Raw genomic sequence first — 17,753 nt, 5'->3', positions numbered from 1 at the left:
AGAAGTGGCGACATTTTGCCAAGAAGTTGCTGAATGTTTCCTAAATAAAACTTCATCTTCCTGAAACTGACTCCGCAGTGTGGGAGCTGGCTTGCCTGCGATGGCGGCTTACCTGCTGACATATTCATTGGCTGTCATGCCGCTATCGCAGGCAAGCCAGCTCCCACAGGGGAGTGCATTACGCCCGCCTGATATCGCCGTTTATTGCAACCTGCATGATGTGATTAAGTTCAATTTAAATAAGTTATTGAAATTAAACACATTTATTTTTTATGGCGGCTGGCACGCTGCCTGCACTGTCCGTTTTGAGACTTGTAACATCATTTTTCGTGCCTGGAGCAAAACAACAATGATCACATCCTCATCCACGCTGCAAGAGTCAAGCACGCTCTCCGGGGTTTCCTGGGGGGCGATTTTCGCCGGGGCCGCTGCGGCGGCTGCCTTGTCACTGATCCTGGTGTTGCTGGGTTTCGGCCTGGGCTTTTCGGCGGTGTCGCCGTGGGCGGACAGCGGTATCAGCGCCAAGGGCCTTGGCATTTCCACAATTGTCTGGCTGGCGTTCACCCAGATCGTTGCGTCGGGCCTGGGCGGTTACATCGCCGGTCGTTTGCGGGTGAAGTGGGCCAATATGCACGGGGACGAGGTGTATTTTCGCGATACCGCCCATGGCTTCCTGGCGTGGGCAGTGGCCACATTGATCACGGCGATGCTGGTGGTCGGTTCGGTCAGCAGTGTGGTCAGCGGCGGCGTGAAAGCCGGCGCCAGCGTGGCCTCGGGCGCGGCCAGCGGCCTCACCCAGGCGGCGGGCAGTGCGGCCAAGGGCGCCGACAGTGGTGACTTCGGTTATTACGTCGACAGCCTGTTCCGCGATGATCGCCCCGCGGCGGTCAGCGATGATACGGCGCATGCCGTGGTCGGTCGCATCCTGACGCGTACATTGAGCAACGACGGCCAACTGGCAGCGGAAGACCGTGCCTACCTGGCCCAACTGATCAGCCAGCGCACCAACCTGAGCCAGGCCGATGCCGAAGCCCGTATCGACAAGGTGTATGGCGATGCGCGCAAAACTGTTGAAGACGCCAAGCTCAAAGCCAAGCAGGCTGCTGAGACCGCGGCGAAAGTGGCGGCGTACACCTCGCTGTGGACCTTTGTAGCGCTGCTCATCGGTGCGTTCTTCGCCAGCTTCGCCGCCACCTTCGGCGGTCGCCGCCGGGATGCCGTGGTGTACGTCGAAACCGAAAACTACGTTCGTTAATTCAAGGAGAACATGATGCGCTCATTACTGCTGTGGTTCCTCGGCGTGCCGATTCCGGTGATCATTCTGATCGCGATCTTCATGCACTAATTGTGGGAGCGAGCTTGCTCGCGAAAAACTTCTGGGCGCCGCGTTCATTCATAATGACCGCGGCGTTCTTGCGTTTTTCGCGAGCAAGCTCGCTCCTACAGGTGGCGGGTCAGTCGTCGAACCCGACCTGTTCATGGATTTCATCGACCTTCAATTCCAACCGATACGCCACCGCAATGAACAACGCCTGGCACAGGCACAGGGTGGCGCTCAACGAGCGGAAAGCAAACGAAGAGCCTTCATTGACCAACAACACCGCGTTCGCCCGCTTGGCCAGGGGCGACAGGTTGCTGTCGGTGATGATCAGGGTCTTGGCCTGGTGATGCTGCGCGATGCGCAGGCAGTGCTGGGTCTCTTTGCCGTAGGGCGTAAAACTGATCGCAATCACCAAGTCATTGGCGCGCACGCTGCGCATCTGCTCGCGATAACTGCCGCCTAGGCCCGAGATCAAGTGGATGCGCTTGTTGGTGTGCTGCAGGTTGTAGACCAGGTAATCGGCCACTGCAAAAGAGCGGCGCACGCCGACCACGTAGATGTTGTCGGCATTGACCACCAGGTCCACGGCTTTCTCGAAGGCAGCGTCGTCCAACTCCAACCCCAGGCGTTCGATGCCCGACAGGGTAGCGTTGACGCACTCACGCGCCAGGTCGCCGCCGCTGGCCTTCTGTGACTTGTTGGCGATCATGCTGCGGATGCGCTGTTGGTAGTTCTGCACCGGCGTGGTCTTGTGGGTATACGCCTCGCGAAACAGCGCCTGCATCTCACTGAACCCACTGAAGCCGAAACGCTGGGAAAACCGCACGATGGCCGAGGGGTGCACTTCGCATTCCCGCGCGATGTCGCTGATGCGGTCGACCATGATCCGGTCGCTCTGCTGGCTCATGTAGCTGGCGATGCGCTTGAGCTGGCGCGGCAGGCTCTCGTATTCGTCGGTGATCAGCTGCAACAGGCGTTCGGCATTGACCGGAGGGCTGGTGACTGTTTCTTCCAGGGTGGTCTCGGGATCGGTGCGGGACATGGGCAATCCTTCTGGCGTGTTCGTCTGATGCGCTGATAGGTGGCGCAAGTCTACAGGGTAGGCGCAAAAAAATACCCCGGCATCACGGCCCGCGTGGCCTGCTGAAACGATGCATGGGCGCTGGCGTGCCACTATCCTGATGTATTGGAAAAAATATTCCACTAAAAATAAATATGGAATAAATATTGATTTCTGCCTTCGGACGTTCTAGTCTGCTCCCACCAAGAGCGTTTGCCGTCGCCACGGCGGTACAACGCAGGCTGATAAAAATAACAGGAGCCAGCATGGGCCAGACTCGTTTTGCCAGTGGGCGTCAATTGGATCTGATTTGCCTCGGGCGCCTGGGCGTCGATCTCTATGCGCAGCAAGTCGGTGCGCGGCTTGAGGATGTGTCCAGCTTCGCCAAGTACCTGGGCGGTTCTTCCGCCAATATCGCTTTCGGCACCGCTCGGCTTGGGCTCAAGTCGGCAATGCTGAGCCGGGTAGGCGATGACCACATGGGCCGTTTCCTGGTGGAATCCCTGGCCCGCGAAGGCTGCGATGTCAGCGGCATCAAGGTCGACCCGGAGCGCCTCACCGCCTTGGTCCTGCTGGGCCTCAAAGACCGTGAAACCTTCCCCCTGGTGTTCTACCGCGAAAACTGCGCCGACATGGCCCTGCGCGCCGAAGACATCAGCGAAACCTTTATTGCCTCCAGCAAGGCGCTGTTGATCACCGGTACGCATTTCTCCACCGACGGCGTGTACAAGGCCAGCCTCCAGGCTCTGGACTACGCGGCCAAGCACAACGTCAAGCGCGTGCTGGATATCGACTATCGCCCCGTATTGTGGGGCTTGGCGGGCAAGGCCGATGGCGAAACCCGTTTTGTTGCCGACCAGAATGTCAGCCAGCATGTGCAGAAGATCCTGCCGCGTTTCGACCTGATCGTTGGCACCGAAGAGGAATTCCTCATTGCCGGAGGCAGTGAAGACCTGCTCACGGCCCTGCGCACCGTGCGTGAACTGACCCCGGCCACCCTGGTGGTCAAGCTCGGCCCCCAGGGCTGCACGGTGATCCACGGCGCGATTCCCGCGCGCCTGGAAGACGGGGCGATCTACCCCGGTGTACGGGTTGAAGTGCTCAACGTGCTGGGCGCCGGTGATGCCTTTATGTCGGGCTTCCTCAGCGGCTGGATCAATGATGCCAGCGATGAGCGTTGCAGCCAGTTGGCCAATGCCTGTGGCGGCCTGGTGGTGTCACGCCACGCCTGCGCGCCAGCGATGCCGACACCTGCCGAACTCGATTACCTGTTCAACAGCCCCGTGCCCATCACCCGGCCAGACCAGGACGTGACCCTGCAACGCCTGCACCGTGTCACAGTGCCGCGCAAAGCCTGGAAGCAACTGTTCGTGTTTGCTTTCGACCACCGCTGGCAATTGGTGGAGCTGGCGCAAAAAGGCGGCCAGGCCCCTGAGCGTATCAGCGACATCAAGCAGTTGTTTATCCAGGCCATCGAACGCGTGGAGCGCAAACTCAGCGAGCAGGGCGTCGAGGCCGATGTGGGCCTGCTCGCCGACCAACGCTTTGGCCAGGATGCACTCAACGCGGCCACGGGTCGCGGCTGGTGGATCGCGCGCCCGGTGGAAGTGCAGAACTCGCGGCCCCTGGCGTTCGAGCACGGGCGTTCAATTGGCAGCAACCTGATTGCCTGGCCCCAGGAACACATCATCAAGTGCCTGGTGCAATTTCACCCCGATGACGAGCCGATGCTGCGCCTGGAACAGGAAGCGCAACTCAAGGCGGTGTACGAGGCGTCGCTGGTCAGTGGCCACGAACTGCTGCTGGAAGTCATCCCGCCCAAGGATCACCCGTCCACTTACCCGGACGTGCTCTACCGCAGCCTCAAGCGCCTCTACAACCTGGGCATCTACCCGGCCTGGTGGAAGATCGAAACCCAGTCGGCCGCAGACTGGAAAAAGCTCGACGAACTGATCCAGGAACGCGACCCGTACTGCCGTGGTGTGGTGTTGCTGGGCCTGAATGCTTCCCTCGAATTTCTAGCCGATGGTTTTAAACAAGCCAGCCAGAGCAGCACCTGCCGTGGGTTTGCCGTGGGCCGCACGATCTTCCACGAGCCGAGCCGGGCGTGGATGGCGGGGGAGATTGATGATGAAACGCTGATCCAGCAGGTGCAGGCGACCTTCGAACAGCTCATCAATGCCTGGCTCAGCGCCCGAACCTGATGCATGACCGATATCTGTAGGAGCGAGCTTGCTCGCGAAGATCGTTAAGGATTACACGGGCATTCTGGCGAAACGCGCTGCCCTTGCGTTTTTCGCGAGCAAGCTCGCTCCTACAGTTGAGAAGCGACTTGAATAATAAAGGTGCAGCCATGCCCGCAATCCGAATTGGCATCAACCCGATCTCCTGGAGCAACGACGACCTCCCGGCCCTCGGCGGTGAGACCCCGCTGAGCACGGCCCTGAGCGAAGGCAGGGACATCGGCTACGAAGGTTTTGAACTCAACGGCAAGTTCCCCAAGGATGCCCAGGGCGTCGCTGACGTGCTGCGTCCCTATGACCTGGCGCTGGTGTCCGGTTGGTACTCCAGCCGCCTGGCCCGCCGTTCGGTGGCTGAAGAAATCGACGCCATTGCCGCCCATGTCGAACTGCTCAAACACAACGGCGCCTCGGTGCTGGTATACGGCGAAGTGGCCGACTCGATCCAGGGCTCGCGCATCCGTTTGATCGAGCGCCCGCGTTTTCACAGTGAACAGGCCTGGCAGGCTTACGCCGACAAACTCACTGAACTTGCGCGCTTCACCTTGTCCCAGGGCGTGCGTCTGGCCTACCACCACCATATGGGCGCCTACGTCGAATCCCCCGACGACATCGACCAGTTGATGAAACGCACGGGGCCGGAAGTCGGCCTGCTGTTCGATTCGGGCCACTGCTATATGGGCGGCGGCGAACCCATCGACGTACTGCGCAAGCATATCGACCGCGTCTGCCATGTGCATTTCAAGGACGTACGCAAACCGGTAGTGCAACTGGCGCGCAACCAGATGTGGAGCTTCCCGGACTGCATCGTCAACGGCACCTTTACCGTGCCCGGCGATGGGGATATCGACTTCGCACCGTTGCTGGATGTGTTGCTCGCGGCCAGATACAAGGGCTGGCTGGTGGTGGAAGCCGAGCAGGACCCGGCCGTGGCGCCCAGCTATATCTACGCGAAGAAGGGTTACGACACCCTGCGTGCGCTTCTCAACCAGAGGACTTGAGTGATGAGCTTGTTGGTCAAAAGCAGCAAACGCGGGCAAACCATGGTGGCGCTGGAAGCGGGGCGCCTGGAGTACGTAGGCTTTGCCGCGTACCGCCTGAGTCTGGGCGAAACCCTGCCGGTCAGTGCGGGCGATCAGGAATTGTGCCTGGTGCTGCTCAGCGGTCGGGTGAATATTGAAGGCGAAGGCTTCCATTGGCAGAACCTGGGGGATCGCCAGTCGGTGTTCGAAGACAAGTCACCGTTCGCCGCCTATTTGCCGCCGGGCACTGACGCCCGAGTCACGGCCCTGAGCGATGTGCAGATTGCCGTCTGCGCAGCGCCGGGTGCTACGGGTTTCGCCCCGCGCTTGATCCGCCCCGAGCAGTGCAAGCGCAGTGTGCGCGGCAAAGGCGCCAACACCCGCTACGTGTGCGACATCCTGCCCGACAGCGAGCCGGCCCATTCGCTGCTGGTGGTGGAAGTGCGCACGCCGTCGGGGCATTCCTCCAGCTACCCGCCGCACAAGCACGACACCGACGACCTGCCGCACCAGAGCTTCCTGGAAGAGACCTACTACCACCAGATCAACCCGCCCCAGGGCTTTGTATTCCAGCGCGTGTACACCGACGATCGCAGCATCGACCAGGCCATGGCCGTGGAAAACAGCGACCTGGTGGTGGTGCCCAAGGGCTATCACCCGGTCAGCGTGCCGTACGGCTACGAGTCTTATTACCTGAACGTGATGGCCGGCCCCAAGCGTGCCTGGCATTTCCATAACGACCCGCAGCACAGCTGGCTGCTGGACCTGTAAACGGTGTTGGACGGAGAACAAAAATAATGAAGTCGCCGCTACGTTTTGCCCTTAACCGCATGGTCGCCCCCAACCTGTCCTTGCCGGATTTCATCCAGTTGGCGGCGGCGCTCAATTGCGAGGCCATTGAGATCCGCAACGACCTCAAAAACCGTGAAATCGAATACGGCACACCCGCCAGCCACGTGCGCGAGTTGTGCGCAGCGCAGGGCATCAAGGTGCTGTCGATCAACGCGCTGTACCCCTTTGATGTGTGGAACGACGAGCGTCGTGCCCAGGCAATCGAACTGGCCACCTACGCCCGTGAGTGCGGTGCCGAAGGTTTGGTGATGTGCCCGTTCAATCAGCCTGGCGATACGCGCAACGACGCGCAGCGCGCCGCCGGTTTGCGCACGGCGTTGAGCGAGCTGGCGTTGATCCTGCGCGAGTACGGGATTCTCGGCTTCATCGAGCCCCTGGGCTTCACGGTATCCGCTCTGCGCCGCAAGCGCGTGGCAGTGGACGCGATCAAGGCCATCGGTGGCCTGGATGTGTTTCGGGTGGTGCACGATACCTTTCACCATCACCTGGCCGGCGAGCATGAGTTCTTCCCGGAACTCACCGGGCTGGTGCATATCTCGGGCGTGGAAGAGCGCGAGGCGCCGTTGGACTCGATCCGCGACGGCCACCGCGTGCTGGTGGGCGAGGACGATATCCTCGGTAATGCGGCGCAGATCGACACGTTGCTGAGCACCGGTTACAGCGGCTATTTGTCGTTCGAGCCGTTTGCCGAAAGCGTGCACGGGTTGGCGGATATCCGGCAGGCGTTGGGCAGCAGCATGGCGTATTTGCAAAAGCCCCTAACCTGACACCGGCACAACCTGTGGGAGCGGGCTTGCTCGCTCCCACACTGGATAGTCGCTGATCGACAGATTTGCATTCATACAAGGTGCGAACATGACCACAACAAGATTGACCATGGCCCAGGCCCTGGTGAAGTTCCTGGATAACCAGTACATCGAAGTCGACGGCGTACAGAGCAAGTTTGTCGCCGGGGTATTCACTATTTTCGGGCATGGCAATGTGTTGGGCCTCGGCCAGGCCCTGGAGCAGGACAGCGGCGACCTGGTGGTGCATCAGGGCCGCAATGAGCAAGGCATGGCCCATGCCGCCATCGGGTTTGCCAAGCAGCATCTGCGCCGCAAGATCTATGCGTGCACGGCCTCGGTCGGGCCGGGCGCGGCCAATATGCTCACCGCCGCGGCGACTGCCACCGCCAACCGTATCCCGTTGCTGTTGTTGCCCGGCGATGTCTATGCCAGCCGCCAGCCCGACCCGGTGTTACAGCAGATCGAACAGTTCCACGACCTGAGCATCAGCACCAACGACGCCTTCCGTTCCGTGAGCAAGTACTGGGACCGCATCAACCGCCCCGAGCAACTGATGACCGCGGCGATCCACGCCATGCGTGTGCTGACCGACCCGGCCGAAACCGGCGCGGTAACACTGGCCTTGCCCCAGGATGTACAAGCCGAAGCCTGGGACTACCCCGACTATTTCCTGCAAAAACGCGTGCACCGCATCGACCGACGCCCGGCCACCCGCGCCATGCTCGATGACGCGCTCGCGGCGTTTCGCGGCAAGCGCAAGCCGCTGATCATTTGCGGCGGCGGGGTCAAATACTCTGGCGCCAACGCAGCGTTGCAAGCTTTTGCCGAGCGCTTCGATATTCCCTTCGCCGAAACCCAGGCGGGCAAGAGCGCGGTGGTGTCCAGCCATCCGCTGAACGTCGGCGGCATCGGCGAAACCGGCTGCCTGGCGGCCAACCTGCTGGCGCCCGAGGCCGACCTGATCATTGGCATCGGCACCCGTTATACCGACTTTACCACCTCGTCAAAATCGCTGTTCAAGCACCCCGAGGTGAAGTTTCTCAACCTCAATATCAGCCCAGCCGACGCCTTGAAACTGGACGGCGTGCAAGTGCTGGCCGATGCAAAAGTGGCCCTTGAAGCACTGGCCACTGCCCTGGGTGATTACCGTTCGGGCTGGGGCGAGCAGATCGCTGACGCCAAGGCGCAACTCGACGCCGAAGTGGACCGCGTGCATCAGGTGCAATACCTGGGCGATGAGTTCGTCCCCGAAGTCGACGACCACCTGGACCGTGCCGTCCTGCGCGAATTCATCGAGCTGACCGGTTCGTGCCTGACCCAAAGTGCTGTGCTTGGCGTGCTCAATGCACGCCTGGCCGATGACGCGATCATTGTGGCCGCCGCCGGCAGCCTGCCCGGTGATTTGCAGCGTGCCTGGCGCAGCAAGGGCGTCAACACCTACCACGTCGAGTATGGCTATTCATGCATGGGCTACGAGATCAACGCCGCCCTGGGCGTGAAGCTGGCCGAGCCGAGCAAGGAGGTGTACGCCCTGGTTGGTGATGGCTCCTACATGATGCTGCACTCGGAGCTGGCCACCTCGATTCAGGAGCGGCGCAAGATCAACGTGGTGCTGTTGGACAACATGGCGTTCGGTTGCATCAACAATCTGCAGATCGGCAATGGCATGGACAGCTTCGGCACCGAGTTCCGCTACCGCAACCCCGAGAGCGGCAAGCTCGACGGTGGCTTGGTGCCGGTGGATTTCGCCATGAGTGCGGCGGCTTACGGCTGCAAGACCTACAAGGTCAGCACCTTGGAACAGCTGGAAGCGGCGTTGGCCGATGCCCGCACGCAAACCGTCTCCACGCTGATCGATATCAAGGTGCTGCCCAAGACCATGGTCCACGGCTACCTGTCGTGGTGGCGGGTGGGGGTGGCGCAAGTGTCCACCAGTGAACGCACGAATGCAGCGGCAAAAAAACTCAATGAACACCTGGCCAAGGCCCGGCAGTACTAACAACAAGAGGAGTGTTTGCATGTCTTTGAAGCTTGGAGTGATTGGTACGGGCGCCATTGGCCGGGACCATATTCGTCGTTGCAGCCAGGCCTTGCTCAACAGCCAGGTGGTGGCCGTCACCGACATCAACCTTGAGCAGGCAGCCCAGGTGGTGGCGGATTTGAAGCTGGACGCCGAGGTGTACCCGGACGGCCATGCGCTGATCAACTCGCCAGAGGTCGAAGCGGTACTGGTGACGTCCTGGGGGCCGAGCCATGAAGAATTTGTGCTGGCCGCGATCACCGCCGGCAAACCGGTGTTCTGCGAGAAACCCCTGGCGGTGACGGCCGAGGGCTGCCGCAACATTGTCGAGGCCGAAGTGGCCCACGGCAAGCGCCTGGTCCAGGTGGGTTTCATGCGCCCGTACGACCAGGGCTACCGCGCCCTCAAGGCGGTGATCGACAGCGGCCAGATTGGCGAGCCGTTGATGCTGCACTGCGCGCACCGTAACCCCACGGTGGGCGAAAACTACAACACCGGCATGGCGATCACCGACACCCTGATCCATGAGTTGGACGTGCTGCGTTGGCTGCTTAATGACGACTACGTGTCCGTGCAGGTGGTGTTCCCGCGCAAGACCAGCAAGGCGCTGGCGCACCTGCGTGACCCGCAGATCGTGCTGCTGGAAACCGCCAAAGGCACGCGTATCGACGTGGAAGTGTTTGTGAACTGCCAATACGGCTACGACATCCAGTGTGAAGTGGTGGGGGAGAGCGGTATCGCCAAGTTGCCGGAGCCATCCCAAGTGCAACTGCGCAGCGAGGCGAAGCTGTCCAATGCGATCCTGATGGATTGGAAGGATCGGTTTATCGGTGCCTATGACGTGGAACTGCAGGCATTTATCGACAGCGTGCTGGCAGGGCAAGTCGGCGGGCCGTCGGCCTGGGATGGGTTTGCGGCGGCGGTGGCGGCGGATGCGTGTATTGAAGCACAGGGCAGTGGGCAGATTGTGAAAGTCAGCCTGCCGGATCGCCCGCGCTTCTACGGTTAACTCACTGCAGAAATGTGGTTGACACTGTGGGAGCTGGCTTGCCTGCGATAGCGGTCTATCAGTGACAGATTGATTGCCTGACTCACTGCTATCGCAGGCAAGCCAGCTCCCACAGTTGATTGGGTTTCCAAATCAATTGTGGAGTTGAGCATGCGAATCGGACTAGTGGGCTACGGCCACGGTGGGCGCTTTTTTCATGCGCCGCTGATCGCCACCCTGCCTGGCGCTACCTTTGTCGGCGTGGTGACGCGTGCACCCGAACGTCGCCAGCAATTGAGTACAGATCTTCCTGGTATCAAAGCCTTCGACTCCATCGGCCAGATCGTCGAAGCCGGCGTCGATGCCCTGGTGATTTCCACCACGCTCAAAGGTCGCCCGGCCTTGGTGCTGGAAGCCATCGAGCACGGGGTGGCGGTAGTCAGCGACAAACCCTTTGCCGCCAACGCCGAACAAGCCCAGGCCCTGATTACCGCGGCCGAGCGCCAGGGGTCGTTGCTCAGCGTCTACCAGAACCGGCGCTGGGATTCGGATTACCTGACCCTGCGCAAACTGATCGACGCTGGCGCCCTGGGCACCATCACCCGCTTTGAATCCCGTGTGGAGCGCTACAGTCCGCAGGCCGTGGGCAATGCCAGCGGTGGCGGCTGGCTGCGTGACCTGGGCAGCCACCTGGTCGACCAGGCGCTGCAACTGTTCGGCCCGGTGGATCGGGTGTTCGCCCAATTGCACTACACCCCTGAGCATCCCACCGTGGACCACGGCTTCTTTCTCTCCCTCACCCACGCCAACGGCGTGATTTCGCACCTGTGGGGCAACGCGTTGCAGAACAGCCAGGCGCCGAGATTTCGCGTCAGTGGCAGCTTGGGTTGCTACACCGTCGACGGCCTGGACGGCCAGGAAGAAGCGCTGCTGGCCGGCAAGTCGCCGAAAACCGAAGGTGAACACTGGGGCGCTGAGGAGCATCGACGCTGGGGCTGGTTTGAACAAGGGCCGGAGCGTGAGCGGGTGCCGTCGGAGAAGGGCTGCTGGCCCCACTTCTATCGGCAGTTGCAAGCGGCCGTGGTAGGGCAGGGGCCGCTGCCGGTCAACGCCTATGACGCCCTGGAAACCACCCGTATATTGGACGCCGCGCGCCTGAGTGCTGAGCGTCAACAGGTGGTTTCGACAAAAATAGAATAAAATTCTAAAACAGGTTGATGTGGAAATTATTTTCTAATACAGTCTTTTCCAGGTTGCATAAAGTACGTCCAGGAACCTACGGACGACTCAACAAAAACAAGATCAAAAACAACCAGGTACCGTCAGATGAAAATCTTCAACGCTGTACTGCGAGTTTTACGCCCCCTCCAAGCGCCACGCGGACTGCCCCGCGCCCGGCCGTTCTACTTCTCCTTCCTGAATGTGCTGTGCGTCGAAAACCAGGGCGCGCTGGTGTGCTGCATTCCTGGCGCGCCGGTGGTGCGACTGACCGCCGAGTCCTGATCAACGCAACGTCGAAAAAAACCAACAAGAAAGTGGAGACAGACCGTTCATGAAGACCCCGATCCGTTTTACCGCCCTGGCCCTGTCCATGCTGCTGGCCAGTGGCATTGCCGGCGCGGCCGACCTCAAGGTGGGCGTGACGATGTCCGCGTTCGATGACACCTTCCTCACCTACCTGCGCGAGGACATGGACAAGCAAGCCAAGTCCTATCCCAAAGGCGATGGCGTGCAACTGCAGTTCGAAGATGCCCGCGCCGATGTGGTCAAGCAGTTGAGCCAGGTCGAGAACTTCATCAGCCAGAAGGTCGACGCGATTATCGTCAACCCGGTCGATACCGCGTCGACCAAGAACATCATCAGTGCCGCCACCAAGGCGGGCATTCCGCTGGTGTTCGTCAACCGCCGCCCAGACCAGAAAGACCTGCCCAAGGACGTGGTGGCCGTGACCTCCGATGACGTCGAGGCCGGCCGCCTGCAAATGCAGTACATCGCCGAAAAGCTCGGCGGCAAGGGCAAGGTCGTGATCCTGTTGGGCGACCTGGCGAACAACTCCACTACCAACCGCACCAAGGGCGTGAAGGAAGTACTGGCCAAGTACCCGGACATCAAGATCGAGCAGGAACAAACCGGCATTTGGTTGCGTGACAGGGGCATGACCCTGGTCAACGACTGGCTGACCCAGGGCCGCGAGTTCAATGCGGTGCTGGCCAACAATGATGAGATGGCGATTGGTGCGTCCATGGCCCTGAGATCGGCCGGCAAGGAAAAAGGCAGCGTGTTGATTGCCGGTGTCGACGGCACGCCCGATGGCTTGAACGCGATCACCAAGGGCGACATGACCGTGTCAGCCTTCCAGGACGCCAAGGGCCAGGCAGTGGGTTCGGTGGAAGCGGCGCGCAAGATGGCCAAGAACGAGCCGGTCGAGCAAAACGTGGTGATCCCGTTCCAGTTGATCACCCCGGACAACGTCAAAGACTTCAAGTAGCCCCGACATAACAACAAAAGCTGGCAGGGCGGTCACGGCCGCCCTGCAGATGGAGTACCTCCCTATGCTTGCTCAAGCCGCCACGTCTCAGCCCGCCGCCCACCCGGCGCTGGCGCTGGACGAACCCTACCTGCTGGAAATCCTCAACATCAGCAAAGGCTTTCCCGGTGTCGTGGCCCTGGACGATGTGCAACTGCGGGTGCGCCCCGGCACGGTGCTGGCGTTGATGGGCGAGAACGGTGCGGGCAAATCGACGCTGATGAAGATCATCGCCGGCATCTACCAGCCCGACGCCGGCGAGATTCGCCTGCGTGGCAAGCCGATCACCTTTGAAACGCCGCTGGCCGCGCAAAAGGCCGGGATCGCGATGATCCACCAGGAACTCAACCTGATGCCCCATATGAGCATCGCCGAGAACATCTGGATCGGCCGCGAACAGCTCAACAGCCTGCACATGGTCAACCACCGCGAAATGCACCGCTGCACGGCCGAGTTGCTGGCGCGCCTGCGCATCAACCTCGACCCGGAAGAACAGGTCGGCAACCTGAGCATTGCCGAGCGGCAGATGGTCGAGATTGCCAAGGCGGTGTCCTACGACTCCGACATCCTGATCATGGATGAACCCACCTCGGCCATTACCGACAAGGAAGTGGCCCACCTGTTTTCGATCATTGCCGACCTCAAGTCCCAGGGCAAAGGCATCGTCTATATCACCCACAAGATGAACGAAGTGTTCGCCATCGCCGATGAAGTGGCGGTGTTCCGTGACGGCCAATACATCGGCTTGCAACGGGCCGACAGCATGAACAGCGACAGCCTCATCTCGATGATGGTCGGGCGTGAGCTGAGCCAGTTGTTCCCGGTGCGCGAGACGCCGATTGGTGACCTGCTGCTGTCGGTGCGCGACCTGAGCCTGGACGGCGTCTTCAAGGACGTATCGTTCGACCTGCACGCCGGGGAGATCCTCGGTATCGCCGGGCTGATGGGCTCCGGGCGCACCAACGTGGCGGAAGCCATTTTTGGCATCACCCCAAGCTCCAGCGGGCAAATCACCCTGGACGGCAAGGCGGTGCGCATTACCGACCCGCATATGGCCATCGAGAAAGGCTTTGCGCTGTTGACCGAGGACCGCAAGCTCAGCGGCCTGTTCCCGTGCCTGTCGGTGCTGGAGAACATGGAGATGGCGGTGTTGCCGCACTATTCGGGCAACGGCTTCATCCAGCAGAAAGCCTTGCGTGCCCTGTGTGAAGACATGTGCAAGAAGCTGCGGGTGAAAACTCCGTCCCTGGAACAATGCATCGACACCTTGTCCGGTGGCAACCAGCAAAAGGCCTTGCTGGCGCGCTGGCTGATGACCAACCCCCGCTTGCTGATCCTGGATGAACCGACACGCGGCATCGACGTGGGCGCCAAGGCCGAGATCTATCGCTTGATCGCCTTCCTCGCCAGCGAAGGCATGGCGGTGATCATGATTTCCTCCGAACTGCCCGAGGTGCTCGGCATGAGCGACCGGGTGATGGTGATGCACGAAGGCGAACTGATGGGCACCTTGGATCGCGCCGAGGCGACCCAGGAAAAAGTCATGCAGTTGGCTTCCGGGATGACCGCAGTCCACTGATCTACAGAATAAGAAGGTGATGGGTTATGAACGCAATAACAGACAACAAGCCGGCAACCGCACCGGTCAAGAACCGTCGACGCATGCCCACCGAGCTGAGTATCTTCCTGGTGCTGATCGGTATCGGCCTGGTGTTTGAATTGTTCGGCTGGATCGTGCGCGACCAGAGCTTTCTGATGAACTCCCAGCGCCTGGTGCTGATGATCCTGCAGGTGTCGATCATTGGCCTTCTGGCCATCGGTGTGACCCAGGTGATCATCACCACGGGCATCGACCTGTCGTCCGGCTCGGTGCTGGCGTTGTCGGCGATGATTGCTGCCAGCCTGGCGCAAACCTCCGACTTTTCCCGGGCGGTGTTTCCGTCCCTTACCGATCTGCCGGTGTGGATCCCGGTGGCGATGGGCTTGGGCGTGGGGCTTTTAGCGGGGGCGATCAACGGCAGCATTATCGCGGTCACCGGCATCCCGCCGTTTATCGCGACCCTGGGCATGATGGTCTCGGCCCGTGGCCTGGCGCGCTACTACACCGAAGGCCAGCCGGTGAGCATGCTCTCGGACTCCTATACAGCAATCGGCCATGGCGCCATGCCGGTGATTATCTTCCTGGTGGTGGCGGTGATCTTCCACATTGCCCTGCGTTACACCAAGTATGGCAAGTACACCTATGCCATCGGCGGCAATATGCAGGCGGCGCGTACCTCGGGGATCAACGTCAAGCGCCACTTGATCATTGTCTACAGCATCGCGGGTCTTCTGGCGGGCCTGGCCGGCGTGGTGGCCTCGGCACGTGCAGCGACGGGGCAGGCCGGCATGGGCATGTCCTACGAGCTGGACGCGATTGCCGCCGCAGTGATCGGCGGTACCAGCCTGGCCGGCGGCGTAGGGCGCATCACCGGCACGGTGATCGGCGCGCTGATCCTCGGGGTGATGGCCAGCGGGTTTACCTTTGTCGGGGTGGACGCGTATATCCAGGACATCATCAAGGGCCTGATCATTGTGGTAGCGGTGGTGATCGACCAATACCGCAACAAGCGCAAGCTCAAGCGCTGAATACCTGCCCCCTGTAGGAGCGAGCTTGCTCGCGAAAGCTGCAAAGATAACGCGGGCTACCTGATTGAACGCGGTGTCCTTGAGTGCTTCGCGAGCAAGCTCGCTCCTACAGGGGATCAGGCCCTTTCAACCGTTTGTCTTCTATATAGCTCCACAACACTGAATTTCTTGCTATAAACGCACTCCGATGACCATTCGCCAAGCCCGTCCTGGTGCTTTTGGGGGTTAATCGGGAAAAAATGCCTGTCTTTTCAGTTGCTGCGTCCTCAAGTCGGCCTTAGACTGCCGCCCCTCGTAAATTGAGTGCCGGGTGGCGCTTGAAATGGACGGCGCCCTTCCGAGACCTGCACAGGCCTTGCGGAACGCTCCCTTATTCGCCTTAATGCACGTATTTTTTATAGAGAAATCAATGACAAAGGAAAAGTTGCTGGCCATGCCGGCGGATGACTACATGAATGCCGAACAGCACGCTTTTTTCGAGAAGTTGCTGCAAGACATGAAAGTGGAACACCACGAGCGCATTGAGCAGAACCGTATCGCCATTGAAAGCCTGGACACCCCGGCCGACCCGGCTGACGCGGCTTCCGTGGAAGAAGAGCGCACCTGGTTGGTGAATGCCATTGACCGCGACCAGCGCATGCTGCCGCAACTTGAGCGCGCCCTGGAACGCATCAAGGAAGATTCCTTTGGCTGGTGTGACGACAGCGGCGAGCCTATCGGCCTCAAGCGCCTGCTGATCAGCCCTACCACCAAGTACTGCATCGAAGCGCAAGAGCGTCACGAGCAGATCGACAAGCACCAGCGTCAAGCCTGATGCGGTGAAGGGGGCGGCTCTTAAGCTGGCCGCCCCGGTCTCTACATTGTTGCTGTTTATGCAATGAAGCTATTCCGAAGATAGCTTTTTCCAACTGGAATAAAACCGTAGCATGGCCAACATTGTTAGCCAGCTAACTAATGCTGCGGAGAAGCTCCATGCAAAACAAAGTCGATGTGGCCGTGATGATCGGCAGTGGCGTACCCGAAACTCTGCGTGCCATGGGCCAGCGAGCTTGCTGGGTGGTGTTGCTCAACGGTGAGCAGCGCGGTACGGCATTCGCCAGCCGGGATGAGGCGCAGGAATGCCAGGCTGCCTGGCAAGCGCTGTTGCGCAGTGAAGCGTCAGACAGCCTGCATTGATCACACGCGGGGAGGCTGGTGCAGCAGTGCATTGAGGTCATCCACTGCGGGCGCCCACTCTGCGTCGATGTGCAATTGCTCCCTGAGAAAGTTCGCCTGCTGTTCGCTCCAGAACGGCGCGTCGATGAGTTTTACATCATCGGGCAGGCGATGTTCAGCGGTGAAGCGCTCGATAGCTTCCTGGCTGGAATCCAGGCCCAGTTGTTCGAACAGGGTTTCAAGGGTTGGGGTGGTGGTGTCCATAACGTTCTCCATGCGGGCTTATCGTCATGCATGTGAGGGGTAGAGGACGCCAGAGTTCTATCGGATTGTCAGGAATTGAGCGCGCCGCAATCCACGGCGGCTTTCAGCGCCTGGGCCGCTTCTCTGCCTGCTACGGCAGCTGCGTCGGCTGTTTTGAACCAGCGGTCTTTTTCTACCTGATGCGCGGTGACCTTGTTCAGCGGCGGTTTGGCTCGCATGATGATGACCGCTTGAAACTCGCCGTCTACTTCCATCGCATCACCGTGGATAATAAATTCGCCAATATCAAATTCCGTCACGTATAGCTTTCCCTTCAAGGTAACTGCGTTGATGAAACCTGACCCGCAGGGGGCAAACTTCAATGGACGGGCCAGTATGGCAGTTGTTGAGGGGCGGTGGCGCAGTAAAGTCAGCCAGGTGACGAAACGACCCGACCGCAACGAGCGTGCAGTTTTGCTTCCAGAGCCTTGGCCAGTTCACAGGCCTTGTTGTGATCGCTGCGAAAACCCTTGATCCTGCCGCTGGGCACTTCAAGAATATGAAAAAAGTTCTTTCCTGCCGGTACAACTTGGTACAGCACTGAATTGGAGTACCCGTCAAGGTTAAGCAAGCAGTAGTATTGGCGTTCGTCTGGACATGATGAACGAGTGTGGAAAGACGTAGCGTCGTGTTGACGTCGTTGCATGCTCAGCTCCTGTCGATCGATCTTATTGGCCGGTGGTTAGCATTTGCGGTGGTTTTGACCCCGGTTGCTGTTTTAGTATTGTCGTCGGCAGTTCGCGACTGGTTCCATGCCTTGCGTATTTTTTTGTGTTGAGTGTCGGAAAACTGCATTTTTAATCGGGTTATTCTCTGAAGTTGGTCGACCTGTATTCTCGGGTCGTTGAA

General features: G+C 60.1%; 18 protein-coding genes. 14 read left to right on the top strand and 4 right to left on the bottom strand.

Translation table 11 applies throughout. The features are described from left to right. Positions 1-349 precede the first annotated feature (349 nt). Complete coding sequence (locus tag DK871_RS16945; protein ID WP_161905905.1) at positions 350-1,255, top strand: hypothetical protein; 906 nt, start codon at positions 350-352, stop codon at positions 1,253-1,255. A gap of 199 nt (positions 1,256-1,454) precedes the next feature. Here DK871_RS16945 and DK871_RS16940 read toward each other — a convergent pair whose 3' ends face one another. Then, a complete protein-coding gene (locus DK871_RS16940; protein ID WP_161905903.1) occupies positions 1,455-2,363 on the bottom strand; it encodes a MurR/RpiR family transcriptional regulator in 909 nt (302 codons plus the stop codon). Positions 2,364-2,647: 284 nt separating this feature from the next. Here DK871_RS16940 and iolC point away from each other — a divergent pair, with 284 nt between their 5' ends. From iolC to DK871_RS16880, 13 genes are all read left to right on the top strand, one after another. Beyond that, positions 2,648-4,585: a 5-dehydro-2-deoxygluconokinase gene (gene iolC, locus DK871_RS16935; protein WP_161905901.1), complete on the top strand. Its 1,938-nt coding sequence runs from the start codon at positions 2,648-2,650 to the stop codon at positions 4,583-4,585. A gap of 149 nt (positions 4,586-4,734) precedes the next feature. Further along, complete coding sequence (gene iolE, locus DK871_RS16930; RefSeq protein ID WP_161905899.1) at positions 4,735-5,622, top strand: myo-inosose-2 dehydratase; 888 nt, start codon at positions 4,735-4,737, stop codon at positions 5,620-5,622. Between the two features lie 3 nt (positions 5,623-5,625). After that, positions 5,626-6,414 (top strand): 5-deoxy-glucuronate isomerase, encoded by a 789-nt coding sequence (gene iolB, locus DK871_RS16925; RefSeq protein WP_161905897.1) that lies wholly within the window; start codon positions 5,626-5,628, stop codon positions 6,412-6,414. 26 nt (positions 6,415-6,440) lie between these two features. Beyond that, a complete protein-coding gene (locus tag DK871_RS16920; RefSeq protein WP_161905895.1) occupies positions 6,441-7,262 on the top strand; it encodes a TIM barrel protein in 822 nt (273 codons plus the stop codon). Between the two features lie 88 nt (positions 7,263-7,350). Beyond that, positions 7,351-9,282, top strand: a complete 1,932-nt coding sequence (gene iolD / locus DK871_RS16915) for a 3D-(3,5/4)-trihydroxycyclohexane-1,2-dione acylhydrolase (decyclizing) (RefSeq protein WP_161905893.1) — start codon at positions 7,351-7,353, stop codon at positions 9,280-9,282. A gap of 19 nt (positions 9,283-9,301) precedes the next feature. Beyond that, on the top strand, positions 9,302-10,312 hold the full coding sequence (locus DK871_RS16910) for a Gfo/Idh/MocA family protein (protein WP_161905892.1): 1,011 nt from the start codon (positions 9,302-9,304) through the stop codon (positions 10,310-10,312). 150 nt (positions 10,313-10,462) lie between these two features. Next, positions 10,463-11,491: a Gfo/Idh/MocA family oxidoreductase gene (locus DK871_RS16905; RefSeq protein WP_161905890.1), complete on the top strand. Its 1,029-nt coding sequence runs from the start codon at positions 10,463-10,465 to the stop codon at positions 11,489-11,491. A gap of 126 nt (positions 11,492-11,617) precedes the next feature. After that, complete coding sequence (locus DK871_RS28650; RefSeq protein WP_003191673.1) at positions 11,618-11,794, top strand: hypothetical protein; 177 nt, start codon at positions 11,618-11,620, stop codon at positions 11,792-11,794. Positions 11,795-11,843: 49 nt separating this feature from the next. Then, positions 11,844-12,779 (top strand): sugar ABC transporter substrate-binding protein, encoded by a 936-nt coding sequence (locus DK871_RS16900; RefSeq protein WP_161905888.1) that lies wholly within the window; start codon positions 11,844-11,846, stop codon positions 12,777-12,779. Positions 12,780-12,843: 64 nt separating this feature from the next. Then, positions 12,844-14,397, top strand: coding sequence for a sugar ABC transporter ATP-binding protein (locus tag DK871_RS16895; RefSeq protein WP_161905886.1), 1,554 nt, complete (start codon positions 12,844-12,846; stop codon positions 14,395-14,397). 26 nt (positions 14,398-14,423) lie between these two features. After that, a complete protein-coding gene (locus DK871_RS16890; RefSeq protein ID WP_003191668.1) occupies positions 14,424-15,446 on the top strand; it encodes an ABC transporter permease in 1,023 nt (340 codons plus the stop codon). 409 nt (positions 15,447-15,855) lie between these two features. Continuing rightward, positions 15,856-16,260, top strand: coding sequence for a TraR/DksA C4-type zinc finger protein (locus DK871_RS16885; RefSeq protein ID WP_003191666.1), 405 nt, complete (start codon positions 15,856-15,858; stop codon positions 16,258-16,260). A 158-nt stretch (positions 16,261-16,418) separates the two neighbouring features. Further along, positions 16,419-16,622: a hypothetical protein gene (locus tag DK871_RS16880; RefSeq protein ID WP_032897012.1), complete on the top strand. Its 204-nt coding sequence runs from the start codon at positions 16,419-16,421 to the stop codon at positions 16,620-16,622. Here DK871_RS16880 and DK871_RS16875 read toward each other — a convergent pair whose 3' ends face one another. The 3 genes from DK871_RS16875 to DK871_RS28645 all read right to left on the bottom strand — a co-directional run bounded on the left by DK871_RS16875 (position 16,623) and on the right by DK871_RS28645 (position 17,550). Further along, the gene (locus DK871_RS16875) at positions 16,623-16,865 is read right to left on the bottom strand and encodes a DUF2789 domain-containing protein (protein ID WP_161905884.1); all 243 of its coding nucleotides are present in this window, start codon (positions 16,863-16,865) and stop codon (positions 16,623-16,625) included. Positions 16,866-16,933: 68 nt separating this feature from the next. Continuing rightward, on the bottom strand, positions 16,934-17,164 hold the full coding sequence (locus DK871_RS16870) for a hypothetical protein (protein ID WP_161905883.1): 231 nt from the start codon (positions 17,162-17,164) through the stop codon (positions 16,934-16,936). A 110-nt stretch (positions 17,165-17,274) separates the two neighbouring features. Beyond that, positions 17,275-17,550 (bottom strand): hypothetical protein, encoded by a 276-nt coding sequence (locus DK871_RS28645; protein ID WP_178116060.1) that lies wholly within the window; start codon positions 17,548-17,550, stop codon positions 17,275-17,277. Positions 17,551-17,753 lie beyond the last annotated feature (203 nt).

Source organism: Pseudomonas sp. L13 (assembly GCF_009935965.1).
GTDB classification, from domain to species: Bacteria; Pseudomonadota; Gammaproteobacteria; order Pseudomonadales; family Pseudomonadaceae; genus Aquipseudomonas; species Aquipseudomonas lactis.
The sequence above is the reverse complement of the archived record's forward strand: the minus strand, read 5'-3'. Positions and strand labels throughout refer to the sequence as shown.